We start from the raw sequence: 12,464 nt of genomic DNA, 5'->3' as shown, positions 1-12,464 counted from the left end.
TACATCACTTCTTCTTTTTGGCTTCTTTTTCATACCCATTGACCCATTTAGTCAAAGTATTCATAACCAAACCGAAATCATAGCCGCTGAAATCATCAAGTGCTTTAGCTTGAGAGATCCCGTTTGACATCTTCGCTTGTTCGAAAAAGGCTTCTTTCGGCTGGCCTTTCAAGTCATGTAGTTTTTGTAACTGAATTTCAATCGCTTCTTTCTGCTCTGGTTCTGCTGGAATGCGTTTAAGAATTTCTTTTTGAAAAACATCTGGATCGACTTCATCAGTCGGAATGTTAAATTCTTTAAGAAAGAATGTTTTTTCGGCATAGGTTAGTGCTTGACCGTATGCGTATGAAGCATTCTCATCATCCGCCATAGCAGCAAACAAAATTTCTTCTCTTTCTGAAGGATTATCAGCGTTGACCCATGTATATTTCATGTCCAATGTCACTAAATAGTTGAAAACATCTTTTTTGGTCTTTTCGTTTATACCTACTTTTTGTCGTTCGATTTCTTTATGAAGAACTTCGGTTTTCAAATAGAGGTTTAAACTATTCATATGACGGTTAAATTCCGTTAGAACCGTTTCAGAACTCACAACAGCAAATTTCATATACTGTTTTTGTTCCTTTTTGATATACGGAATCTTTTTTCTGAGAGTGATTAATTTCTGAATAATATTTTTCTCCGCCATTAAATCAAATCCTTCCCTAAAACTGGTTCAGCGCTCCAAACTAAATCTTTGTCTTTTTCGTCAAATATGAATTCGCAGATGTCTTCGGCATGGACCAGATATTGTTTTGTTTTTTGGTAAACCTCATCCAATGAAAAGATGATTGTGCCTGGATTAGGCTTAACAAAAACGATAAACAATTCATCGTCAGCGTTGACTATACGAGGTTTGTAGCTTGTCATGATGCGTTCTTCCTTGTATTCATCAAAACCCTTAAATTGATGCGTATTCAGCATGACGTGGCTGCGTTCGTCTTGCATCAGCTTGTCGTAATTTGTTGCGATATAATCTGACATCTTTCCACTCCTCTTTATTTGTGGTAAACTTAGGTAAATATTTTTCGTAAGACTCTATGCTTGCCGGCCGGAGTCTTTTTTTGTGTCCATTTTTGCTTGTGCTTCATAGTAAATTTCTTTCCAGTCAAGCGTGCGATAGTATAGGTCAAGTACTTCCGCTCTAGTCATTTCTTCACCGTCCTTGATCGTAATTCAAATACTGCATCGTCATAGATCATTAGCAGTAACATTGCGACACAAGGGAATCCGATGACTAACCATGTTGGTGGTTCTGATGAAAGCAAGGCTCCCAATGCGAAGATGACAAGAATGAATATTGTACGTCTGATCCAGTAGATTTTCTTCATGCTGACTCCTCCTTGAAGTATCGATCGATCAAAGCGAGCGCTTCTTCTCTTGTCGAGACGGTGTGCTGCATTGTCGAACTGTTTGTTTCTATTGAGATAGTGATTTTCATTTGGTTCCTCCTATTCATTCGGAAAACTAGCAAACAGTCTTTTCAAAAAAGGTCTTATTTTTTCAGCATCAACAATCCATTTTGACTTAGTATTTCCCCCAGCCTTCTTAGCGATTCCATTTTTCTGAACGTATGGATCATTAATGATATGTTCCATGATCCATTTTCTTTCGTGTCTCGTAATTTCTTCCAAATCAGGAATTGTAAGCCATTCTGGTTTCAAACGTTCATCATATAATTGCTGCAAATATTCTTTGGCAAATTTCTCAAGCCAATCATTATCTGCAATGATTTCAATTCGAGGTTGTTCAATCATTACTTACCCTCCCGGTTCGAATTCTTCATCTCTTCTAATTCAGCGAGTGATATCCCTAGATCATCAGCGATAATTTGGCGATACTTTCTAGCATTTTCACCGTTTTGAATACCTGCGATTACTTGCTTCGTGTAAACAATTGATTTACCGCCGATCAGATCCGCCAAGTACTTTAAAGTCTTTCCTTCGCGGTTTCGTTTGATTTCTACAATTTCAGCAAAATCCGTGATAATCATTGTGTTCTCCTTCCTAAATAATTTTTAAGCTAATATCAAAGAAAGTAGTTGACGCTAGTTAACTTTTAAGCTATCATAAGTACATAGTTAAATAAGCGCACAAATAGCTCTACATTAATGATTCAAAGTTTGGCGACCACGAATAATTAATTAACATGAGTTTTTTCGTTGTACTTGTTAGCTTTAATATTAGCTTATGAACACAGTATAATAGCTTTTAAGTTAATTGTCAAACAGAAATAGCTTAAAAGTTAATATATTTTTTCGTAAGCACTAGAAAGGTTGATATAAGTGAGTTTAGTACAAAATATCAAACGACTTGCAGACGAGAAAAATGTTACTTTTGCTGAAATCGAAAGAAAAGTTGGTCTCTCTAATGGACAAATCAGAAGGTGGGATAACGCTTCTCCTAAAATTGAGAATGTACAAAAAGTTGCTGATTTTTTTGGAGCATCTATTGATGATTTATTGGAAAGGAAGGATATTACAAAAGAAGAGACTGAATTAAGAGCTGCTTTAAAAAATGTGCTTTCGTTTGACGGCGAAGAAATGACCGAAAGCGATAAAGAAGCAATAATTGCTTATATGATGGGCCGTAAAGGTAAATAATGAGGTGATTTTGTGAACGAGCTGCGAAGCCAATTGGATGAACTCGGGGTCAAAATAGTAGTTAAAGAAATGGAAAAAAAGGGATATTATGTTCCTGCGTGGAAAATCATTTTTGTAAATCAGAAATTATCTGATGATGAAATGAAAAGAGTGATAGTTCACGAGATGAAACATGTAATTGACCACGAAGACTACGTCGCTCTATATAAAAATTTTGTTGCTCATTCTAAGATGGAAAACGAAGCAAACAATTTTATGGTCAACTATATAATTAATGAGAATGATGGATTTTATAACTACAGCCAGGTTATAGAAACTTTCGATATAGGTATGGGATACGACATTAATTATTTCAAATAAAAGCACGCCTCTCTTTCTTGGCGGTCAGAAGGCGTGCAGAGCAATAAACATATAGGCTTATTTGCTATGCCTATTTTATCAAATATAAGGAGTTGGTACAATATGGCAAACATTAAAGAAGTAGCTAAAGACAATTGGCGCTACCGAGTTCGCTATAAGAAAAATGGAGTTTATAAAGAAGTTGCCAAGCAAGGTTTTAAAACAGAAAAAGAAGCATTAGCAGCATCGATCGAGGTTGAAAATCGGATAAAAAAGGGAAAAGCCTTATACAATGAATCAATGCTTGTAGGCGACTATTTAAAGATGTGGATCGATCTAAAAGCACGGACTGTCAAACAGTCAACTTTATATAGAATAAAAAAATCTATTCGTTTATACATTCTTCCACGATTCGAGTTTTACAAACTTACTGAAATCACAAGACTTGAATGTATAACATGGATCAACGAACTTTGCGATCACTTAAATGTAGATTCTGTCAAATCATATGTTGCCCCATTTAATAGCGCGCTCGAGGATGCTGTTGTAGAATACCAGCTACTAGAATCCAATCCAATGAAAAATATAAAGTATCCTAAATCACACAAAAACAAAAAAGAAATAAAATTCTTTGAAAAAGATGATTTGGTTTATTTTTTAGACATCAGCAAAAGTCACGCGGAAGAAAATGATTTTATGGACTACCTGTATTTTGTACTATCAACACTCTTATCGCGAACTGGTTTGCGACTAGGAGAAGCTTCTGCATTAAAATGGGATGATTGGAACAGAAATAAAATAGAAATCAACAAAACTTTGTATCGAGAGGGAAAAACTGACTATATAAACCCTCCAAAAACTCAATCAAGCTATAGAACAATTGTAATTGACAGATACTTAATCGAATTATTGAAGAATTTCAAAATCAAGAAAAACGAGCTAGCCCTCGCTTCATCCAGAAGCATACCTAATCAAGAGTATATTTTTACAGATGAACGCGGGAACTTTATCAAGCAGTCGAATTATAGAACCTACTTTTATAAAATGTGCGATTTAGCCGAGCTACCTCGCCTCTCGCCTCATGCACTAAGACATTCTCATGCAGTACACTTACTTGAAAGTGGGTCAAACATTAAATATGTATCGGAACGTTTAGGACATTCTTCGATAAATATGACCGCAAACGTGTATCTTCATGTTTCTAAAAAAATGGAAACTGAAGCTATATCTATGTATGAACGTTATTTCTAAAATAAGTTCTATTTTCATGTGGATGTTTTGTGGATGAAAAAGCTAAAAAGGAGCTTTATATGTTGGTTTGAAGGGTTTTAATGGAATATAAACGTTTTGGTTGATGAACCGCGGTGCGCTTCGCACAAGTACTTATTATACACATTAATAGCCATATATCAATGTTAAACTGGCCATTTAATCATCAAATCATCTCGAATTCACCTGACAAAAATTTATGCAGATGGAATTGCTCCCTCTATTCCTTCATTCGTTGATTCAAAGAAACACTTCGCAGCTTTCATTTTCTAGTCCTATTCGACGATCAATGAGTCATCCATCGTCAGATTTTCTAATGGCTTGTGATTCAATCTTTACCCTTGAAAGAGATGGCAAAAATATTATTTTTAGGCCTACCGAAGAGATGAACGATGAAGATGGTGGCTTTATGTTGAAACCTCGCTAAATGAAGACGCATCTCGTGATGGAAGGTTAAATGCTGAATTACTATAAGATCCGCCTAATCTACACACAGTAATCATCTTGAATACGTTAAACATCCCTTTTCGTTAATGGAAAGGGATGTTTAGAATGAATCAGACGATGCAGTTACTTTTTGAACAAAAATAGCTTTCTTCTCGTTGCCTCGTTACTTTTTGGCAAAGCAATTTCTCATAGATGTTTACTCAGCGAATGCCTGCCACACCTCTATTTAGCAGGCCGATAACCAGCTTTATACGCTTCCACTTCCGTCTTGAACATACGAATCGGACTTGTCGTTTTTTTATAGTATTGACTACCCGGTATGTGGTAAATCTTTTGCTTGGACCCTTTGATCAACCCTTTGCCTTGTTTGTCTACGTACTTTTTTAATCCATCTCGAAATGCATCATTCGTCGTTCCAGGTGCTTTCCCACCTTTTTTCACCAGTTTGACCTGGATTGCTTCCAGTTGAAAGCCAAAGCCGGACGTTCCTGAAGACTGCCCGTTTTTCGCCCATCCCATCCAGCCAAATTGTTGTGTATTGACTCGATAATAGACATCATAATACTTAGCGATCTCACCGGTGAGTTTGATTTGGATCGCCTCCAACCGTTGCCCTTTTCCACTTGTACCAGACAGAGTCCCATTTTTTCTAAACGATTTTTCCCATCCTTGTTTCTGAATGGAGGTTTTATATTCAATATTCCCTTTGTATTTTTCATTAGTAATTTTTATCTTGATTGCTTCAAGTCGCTTTGCTTTCCCTGTGGTCCCTGACGTCTGACCATTTGTTTTCCATGATTGCCACCCTTGAGACTGGATATTTGTTTGATAGCTCACACTTGGTGAAGATGCAGCAAAAACTGTCATCGGAAAAACAACGAAGCCAAGCAATAACACCAATAGTATAGAAACTTTTTTCATTTTAACCCCTCCTTATTTTTGATTATGCCAATAATATTGTTAAAAAACAATCTATTTATAAGCAATAAATAATTTTTCATCATTTCAACTCACTTAGAAAATGAACTGCTGGGTAAAGCGTAAAATCAACACTTCTAGAGGGCGTTCCAATTATTGTATTATTTCAAACTCGAAGTTGAAAAATGCTTAGCATCAAACTAGCTATTCAACTACTGATAGAAGGTGCATCTTGACTTACGAAGAAAAATCAGTGTTCGTTTTTCTGAGAATCGAAACGAATGACCGCCTGCATTGTGGTATAATCTAATTCGTTGAAATTTATTTTGGAAGGATGTCATGATTGAACTTATTTGGATTGACCTTTGGCTTAAGAAATGTAAAAACGGGAATCAGTGTATTCCTCTGTATTTTGATCAGTTTTCTTTTGAATCGAGAAACCTACGTCGTATCGACGATCACAGCTGTTTTCACATTAAGAGAAGATCATGAAAACACCGTCAAATACGGGAAACATCGGATTGCCGGTAATAGCTTTGGCGCAATTGCCTCCGTGTTTTGTATAGCAATTTTTAACTTTTTCGGACATTCGTCCTTTATACAAATGATTGCGATCCCTTTAGTGATCATGTTGATGATCGCTTTACTGGTCAAATTTGATTATTCCGAGGGAACAGTTGGTGCTTGTGCCACACTATTGACGATTTTATTTATGATTCCTCAAACTGAATCTTACTTGTATGCTTTTAATCGGATTGTTGATAGTTTTATCGGCATGACGATTGCGATATTGGTGAATCGCTTTTTTCCATTTCCGAATAAAAGTAACGCAGGGACGAAGACGACAACAAATGAGAGTGACTCATTTTAAAAATGGAAAAGAAAAAAACCATCTCAAAACAGCTTTGAGATGGTTTTTTTAAGAATGGATCAGTTACTGAAAAGAACTTGTTGGTCTTCAATTAATGGATAAGAAATCGGTGCATTACCTTCCAAATCTTCTTTATTCATATCAACTGCAACGATTTGACTATTTTCATACGTACGATAGTAATAGATTCCTTTATCTGTATTGCAGCAAGAAGTATAAATCGTGTACTCATAGCGCTCATTGCCTATGTCACAAAGTCCTTTTTGTTGCTCAACCGAACCTAAAATATGGAAGAACTGACTAATGCTTTCGGATTCAGATTCTCCAGAAACCGAATTCAATCGGGTAAAAGCTACTTTGACAAAGCGAGACATCGAAGAAAGATCTCCTGGCAGCCCTAAGCCTCCCATTCCACGACTATATTCATCAAAATCCAGCTTGTCAGAAAAATGAGTTTCCGGAGTTTTCGATGATAACACACGGTAGTTATTCAAATTGAACAATTGATAGTCAAATGGCGGATTATTTGTCAAAACTCCCACCGGATTTTCATGAATATGAAGGCCGTCACTCATACTTTCCACAACGATGGCACTTTTTTTATCAGCAATCATCCAATGCAAAGGCGATAAAGGCAATTCCTCACTAAAATTGATCCGAACGAGATTGACATTAGCTAATAACCCTTTTACCTCTTCGACAGTAGCGCATTGTCCTAAGAGCCATGGGATGAACTCAAAAGGCGTAACATTCTCTTTTCCTTCTTGAAACTCATTATAGAAAGCATTTTCTGGAAAATTCAAACCAGCGATACCTAAGCCTTTTTCGTTGACCGCATCATAATACAGTGGGTATTCAGCGACTCCAGCAGCAATCCCAATCATTGCGTAATGGTGATCTATTTCACTTACTTTGCGAAATTTGAATGGATAATTTCTCGGAGTAATGGTCACTACTTCTTTATAAGAAACATCATAATCAAAATTTCTGCCAAAATAATGATCTTTCGTTACATAAGTTAACGCAGTACACATAATACTTCCTCCTAAAATAAGTTTTTTACACTACTAATTTACTCCTATCGCTTTTTTTTAACAAGGAAAAAGCAATAAATAATAATAAAAATACAATTAAATGATTTAAAATCATTTTAATATACTGTATATAAGGCAATTTCAATCTAGTATTCTTTAGTTAGCCTACCTTCTCGCAAATTCACTTTGATTACAAATTCTTTAGAAGAGCCGTTCAAAAGCGGCGATGATCATAATCTCCACCCTTTTTCCTTTACCTTTCATTAAACTATTTAAATTTCTCTAAAAGGCATCGACAAAACAATGTAAGCGATTGCCCAATATAAAAAATGTGCTATACTATAAGTGTAAGGAGCAAGGATTCCCAGTAAAGCAGACGAAGCAGGTTCTGCAAGAAAAGAATTGTTGTCAACTTAGAAAAAAAGACAAAGGATGTGGGAATTTGAGTTACTCCTTACTAATTGAATAGGATTCGGCGATGGGCATCGTTACCTGAGGATCAAAGTGGACATAAGAACCTTTGAAAACCCAGAAAGCACAATCGTCGAATCTATTTTTTTGCTCTTTTTTTCAGGCATCGTCTCCCCGCCTTCTGTCGAAACATGCTATAATTAAACGCATTGAACGAAAAAACGATATGGAGCTATTCATAAAATGAACTATTATTATCACTTCCTCGTAAACCCTGCCTCAGGCAGTGGAAGGGGGAAAAAAGCGGCGGAGCGTGTGCAAAAAATCCTAAACAAGCATCGTTTCCCCCATCAACTCTATTTAACAAAATCGCCCGGCGACGAACGAAACATCACCCGAAAACTCTTAAAAGAACGCCTTTTGCCTTGGGACGATGTTTATTTAGAAAATGGCGAAATGCTATATCCATTGCTGGTCGTTATCGGGGGAGATGGAACGCTGCACCAAGTAGTATCAGAGTTACAACTTGAACAACAACAAATCCCCGTTGCTTACATCCCCGCTGGCTCAGGAAACGATTTTGCGCGAAGTATCGAGTTGCCGCGGGAACCGGAAAAAGCATTTTGGAAAATTGCGGGTACTACTAAGCCCCAAGAATTGGCCATTATCCACTATGATGAGCAGATCCAGGAGGAAAGCGGCATTGCGCTTAACAATGTCGGTATTGGCCTTGATGCGGCAATCGTCTACACCACCAATCACTCTGTGGCAAAAAGTAGTCTGAATAAGTTTAACCTCGGCTCCTTTTCCTATATCGCTGCAATTATTCGGGTTTTGTTTCGCCAAAAAGGCTTCCCGATCTTAGTTGAGTGTAATGGGCAACAATTCAGTTATAAGAAAGCTTTTCTATGCACTACGACCAACCATCCTTACTTTGGCGGCGGTGTTGCGATCGCCCCAACCGCTTCGGTCAAAGAGAAAAAGTTTGATTTTGTTCTTGTCGAGCGTGTATCGATTTTTAAGATTTTCTGGCTGATCGGTTTACTGATGCGAAAGAAACACATGAATTCACGTTACTTTCACCATCTTTCCACGTCGAAGCTGAGAATTATCTCTACCGTGCCCCAACATGGACAAGAAGACGGTGAGGAAATGGGCCAACGTCCCTTTGATATTACTTTTACAACAGCTAGTCAATTATTTTGGTGCCCATAAAGAAAACGATACAAATCGCTGCTGATTTGTATCGTTTTTCTATACGTTAGATTATTAATTTTTCGCCGAGTTGTATTGCCAACGACGGCTTTTTTCTCTTCCCAAAATAAATTGGATCATTGAAAATACTGCTGCAAATGTTACCAAGACAAAGCCATTGAACCAGAAGGATTCATTGAACCTTTGATTATACGTGAGGGTCTCACTGATCAAGGTATTGTTTTGAACAAACCAATAGGTTGGCGTGAATGCCGCGATTTTATTGACGATATCCGGCAGAAAGTTCGCGGACACAAAGACCCCACCGATAAAACAGCTTCCGGTTATAAAGATATTGCTGATACCGCCGATCGCTTCTGAATTTTTCACAAGAGAGGTGACACAAGCCGAGAAGCTGATGACAGGTAGTAAAAACAAAAACGTGTTCAAAATGTGGTACCAAGCTGCTGTATCCCAGGATGTGCGAATCACTAGTAACACCATCAGTAATAAAAAGCCGAAGGTTAAAAGCAGCGAGTAACTGATTAAGCTTAACAGGATTTTCCGCTGTAGCATCCGCTTTGGAAGAGGCGCACTCTGGTTTCGCTTGCTGATTTCTTGGCGGTTAAAGGCCAGATTGATCACACCAAACCCGCTAAATATTGATAGAAAGAGGCCATATGACAATAAGTTAAAGGTCATGCCTGTTAACATTTTTTTCATTCGTTGACTATATTCTGTACTGAGCTCAACTTGCCCTGTGACGGCTAGCGCTGTTTGTGTTTCTTCTATCGCCTCACTGACTGTTTTGCCTTCTTCTTGAAAAAGTAAAAGCGTCTGTAAGAACGTGTTCACTTGCTGGGTGACAATGGTTTTAGAAAAAGCATCTGGCCGGCTTTGAATCTCGATCGTTGGCATCTGGCCAGCCTCCACTTGTTTGGAGAAATCAGCTGGCAAATGCAAGACAATGTTTACACGATTAAAATAAAGGGCATCGTCAATTTCTTTTTGTGAGGTCCCCTCTAAAGCAACCAAGGTTTGCTTTTCCTTCAAGTACTCCCGAAGACCATCAACGACTGGCGACTCCTCCTCACTGATCAAAGCAATGTTGGCTTCTTGTAAAGAGGTGTTTTCGACGTCGATGCTTTGCGCATAAAAGAACGTGACACCAACTGTGATCAATACTCCAATTAGTAAGTTCGACTTATTTGCCTTCAGCAAAGTCCAAATCGTTTTATAAAGCGTCATAGCGCACCCCTCTTTCGATCCAAGCATTTCCAATTGACAAAAGGACGATAAAGCCAGTCAACCAGAAAAGATTGGTATAAAAGCTACTCAAATCTGTATAGTAATACAATTGATAGAGACTTTCACTGATCAAATTGACGGGATTTACTTGCCCCAGTATCGGCACATGTAGATCAAGCCAATACTTGATTTGTTCCGAGCCCATCATCCCAGCAAAAAAGCTCATTGCCATTGTAACGGAGACCAAAATGCCATCTTTTTGCACCAAATTCATTTTTGGCGTCAGATTTCCAATCAATGTCCCTAGCAAAATCGCACACAATGATCCTAATGCGGCAACCAGCAACAACCATTGCCAACGATCACCAAAGTCTACTTGATAGACAAAACGAAAGACGGCTAAGATAAGATAAATTTCGACTAACACAATCGTAAAACTCGCCGCCAAATTCGCACTTGAAACCAATGTCCGATTCCTTGGTATCAAGGAAAGCCGAATACCATTCGCGGATTGATTGGCTTGCTGATCCTGGACATTGCGGACACCCCACATCGTCCCAAAGAGGATCGCCATCCCGATCAAGGTAAAGAAATAGAAACTTTTGACACTCATGTCACGATCTGCATTCACTTCTTGAAAAGTCGCCTCCTGTTCAAATGCGGCCATAATTGGTGCAAGATCAAGCGTTTCAAGTTCTGCAGCTTTACTAGCAATGATCGCTGTACGTTGTAAAAATTGATCCATTACATTTTTCATCAACGTCTGACTCATGCCCGCTTGGCCCACATGCAGAGAAATGGTTTTGTCGTCAATCAGGAAATATCCAGCTAATTTACCGGCGGTCAGCTTTTCATCTGCCTCTGTTTCCTGTAATTCCTCGAGTGCAAATAATGGTTTTTCATTGATTTCCACTTGTTCAAGGACGGTGGGAAAATTTTCCGTAAGCGCGGTTTGATCCCCGGTTTTTACGATCCCCGTCGTGATTGTCTCTAAATTTCCCGCTTGATCGATCTCCCCAAAGGCCGCCATAAACATTAGGCCTAAGAGAATGGGAAACGCCAACGTCCAAAACAACATCGATTTATTTCGCAGTAGCACTTTTGTACGGTATTTATAAAAATGCCAAAACATGGTTTTCCCTCCTCAGTCTCTCAATTCCTTGCCTGTGATCTCTAAAAAGACATCATTTAAGGTTGCTTCTTTGGTTGCAATTTTTCCGTAACTGATTTTCTCTGCTTGTAAGAGTGTCAAAATGGGTAACAAGACCGTATTGAGTTCCGTTGTTGTTACTTCGAGCTGTCCGTCTTTGTAAACGATTCCGTTAGCAGTAATGGTGTTCTGAATCGCTACCAACACGTGGTCAGGCAATAAGGGGATGTCGATGGTCAAACGATCTGCCGTGCGTACCATGTCCTTCAGAGATTCCTTAGTCCCTTTGGCAATCACCTGTCCCTGATCCATAATCACGATCTGGTCACACAGAATTTCTACTTCTTCCATGTAATGGGTCGTGTAAACGATCGTTGCTCCTTGGCGATTTAGCTCTTTGATGCTCTCCAAAATTTTATTACGACTTTGGGGATCGACAGCTACTGTTGGTTCATCCAAAAAAATCAAACGTGGTTTATGTGCGATCCCGCAGGCGATATTCAACCGCCGTTTCAAGCCACCGCTCAGCTCTCCTGGATGAAAGGTCACGAAATTTTCCAAACCCACTAATTGAATCACTTCTTCGATCAATCCTTGCCGTTTCTCTTTGTCAGCAACATATAACCCGCAAAAATAATCGATATTTTCTTGCACACTAAGTTCTTCAAAGACGGCAACATCTTGAGGAACGACCCCGATCATTGCTTTAACGGCATAATTTTCAGGCGTCATGATTGATCCAAACAGTTTGATGGTGCCTTTGTCATAGTTTAACAAAGAGAGCATACAGTTGATGGCGGTCGATTTCCCGCTGCCGTTTGGTCCCAATAATCCTAAAACCTCTCCTTCTTGTACTTGCAGATCAAAATGATTCAATGCCACAAAATCACCATAGCGTTTAACTAATTTATCAATTTCGATAATCACGATGAAAAACTCCTT

General features: G+C 38.4%; 15 protein-coding genes. 5 read left to right on the top strand and 10 right to left on the bottom strand.

What is annotated here, in order from left to right:
- Positions 1–4: 4 nt before the first annotated feature.
- The 5 genes from IGI84_RS06030 to IGI84_RS06010 form a co-directional block, all read right to left on the bottom strand.
- On the bottom strand, positions 5–688 hold the full coding sequence (locus IGI84_RS06030; protein ID WP_430600890.1) for an ERF family protein: 684 nt from the start codon (positions 686–688) through the stop codon (positions 5–7).
- On the bottom strand, positions 688–1,023 hold the full coding sequence (locus IGI84_RS06025) for a hypothetical protein (protein ID WP_430600889.1): 336 nt from the start codon (positions 1,021–1,023) through the stop codon (positions 688–690). Before IGI84_RS06025 ends, IGI84_RS06030 begins: the two co-directional genes overlap by 1 nt.
- A 164-nt stretch (positions 1,024–1,187) precedes the next feature.
- On the bottom strand, positions 1,188–1,370 hold the full coding sequence (locus IGI84_RS06020; protein WP_430600888.1) for a hypothetical protein: 183 nt from the start codon (positions 1,368–1,370) through the stop codon (positions 1,188–1,190).
- Positions 1,371–1,490: 120 nt separating this feature from the next.
- The gene (locus IGI84_RS06015; RefSeq protein ID WP_086317090.1) at positions 1,491–1,796 is read right to left on the bottom strand and encodes a DUF771 domain-containing protein; all 306 of its coding nucleotides are present in this window, start codon (positions 1,794–1,796) and stop codon (positions 1,491–1,493) included.
- Complete coding sequence (locus IGI84_RS06010; protein ID WP_430600887.1) at positions 1,796–2,032, bottom strand: hypothetical protein; 237 nt, start codon at positions 2,030–2,032, stop codon at positions 1,796–1,798. Before IGI84_RS06010 ends, IGI84_RS06015 begins: the two co-directional genes overlap by 1 nt.
- Before the next feature lie 291 nt (positions 2,033–2,323).
- Here IGI84_RS06010 and IGI84_RS06005 point away from each other — a divergent pair, with 291 nt between their 5' ends.
- The 3 genes from IGI84_RS06005 to IGI84_RS05995 all read left to right on the top strand — a co-directional run bounded on the left by IGI84_RS06005 (position 2,324) and on the right by IGI84_RS05995 (position 4,231).
- Positions 2,324–2,641, top strand: a complete 318-nt coding sequence (locus IGI84_RS06005; protein ID WP_262119601.1) for a helix-turn-helix domain-containing protein — start codon at positions 2,324–2,326, stop codon at positions 2,639–2,641.
- A gap of 12 nt (positions 2,642–2,653) precedes the next feature.
- On the top strand, positions 2,654–3,001 hold the full coding sequence (locus IGI84_RS06000; RefSeq protein ID WP_167823148.1) for an ImmA/IrrE family metallo-endopeptidase: 348 nt from the start codon (positions 2,654–2,656) through the stop codon (positions 2,999–3,001).
- Between the two features lie 102 nt (positions 3,002–3,103).
- Positions 3,104–4,231 carry a tyrosine-type recombinase/integrase gene (locus IGI84_RS05995; RefSeq protein WP_430600886.1) on the top strand — a complete coding sequence of 376 codons (1,128 nt, stop codon included), beginning with the start codon at positions 3,104–3,106 and terminating at the stop codon, positions 4,229–4,231.
- A gap of 687 nt (positions 4,232–4,918) precedes the next feature.
- On the opposite strand, the gene IGI84_RS05990 is transcribed toward IGI84_RS05995, so the two are convergent.
- Positions 4,919–5,617, bottom strand: a complete 699-nt coding sequence (locus IGI84_RS05990; RefSeq protein WP_200125139.1) for a hypothetical protein — start codon at positions 5,615–5,617, stop codon at positions 4,919–4,921.
- A gap of 340 nt (positions 5,618–5,957) precedes the next feature.
- Between IGI84_RS05990 and IGI84_RS05985 the strand changes: the two genes are divergently transcribed.
- Complete coding sequence (locus IGI84_RS05985) at positions 5,958–6,485, top strand: FUSC family protein (protein WP_200125141.1); 528 nt, start codon at positions 5,958–5,960, stop codon at positions 6,483–6,485.
- Between the two features lie 59 nt (positions 6,486–6,544).
- Here the strand turns inward: IGI84_RS05985 and bsh are convergent, their stop codons facing one another.
- Positions 6,545–7,519, bottom strand: a complete 975-nt coding sequence (bsh, locus tag IGI84_RS05980; RefSeq protein ID WP_096742526.1) for a choloylglycine hydrolase — start codon at positions 7,517–7,519, stop codon at positions 6,545–6,547.
- Positions 7,520–8,173: 654 nt separating this feature from the next.
- Between bsh and IGI84_RS05975 the strand changes: the two genes are divergently transcribed.
- Positions 8,174–9,145, top strand: coding sequence for a diacylglycerol/lipid kinase family protein (locus IGI84_RS05975; RefSeq protein ID WP_200125143.1), 972 nt, complete (start codon positions 8,174–8,176; stop codon positions 9,143–9,145).
- A 54-nt stretch (positions 9,146–9,199) separates the two neighbouring features.
- Here the strand turns inward: IGI84_RS05975 and IGI84_RS05970 are convergent, their stop codons facing one another.
- The 3 genes from IGI84_RS05970 to IGI84_RS05960 are packed head-to-tail and all read right to left on the bottom strand — an operon-like array spanning position 9,200 to position 12,449.
- Positions 9,200–10,372, bottom strand: coding sequence for an ABC transporter permease (locus IGI84_RS05970; protein WP_200125145.1), 1,173 nt, complete (start codon positions 10,370–10,372; stop codon positions 9,200–9,202).
- Positions 10,359–11,504: an ABC transporter permease gene (locus IGI84_RS05965; protein ID WP_220426161.1), complete on the bottom strand. Its 1,146-nt coding sequence runs from the start codon at positions 11,502–11,504 to the stop codon at positions 10,359–10,361. Before IGI84_RS05965 ends, IGI84_RS05970 begins: the two co-directional genes overlap by 14 nt.
- 12 nt (positions 11,505–11,516) lie before the next feature.
- Positions 11,517–12,449, bottom strand: a complete 933-nt coding sequence (locus IGI84_RS05960) for an ABC transporter ATP-binding protein (RefSeq protein WP_200125149.1) — start codon at positions 12,447–12,449, stop codon at positions 11,517–11,519.
- Positions 12,450–12,464: the final 15 nt, after the last annotated feature.

This window comes from Enterococcus sp. DIV0008 (genome assembly GCF_050542615.1).
Classification (GTDB): domain Bacteria; phylum Bacillota; class Bacilli; order Lactobacillales; family Enterococcaceae; genus Enterococcus_D; species Enterococcus_D innesii.
Note: the sequence above shows the minus strand (reverse complement) of the source record. Positions and strands in the feature narration are given on the sequence as shown.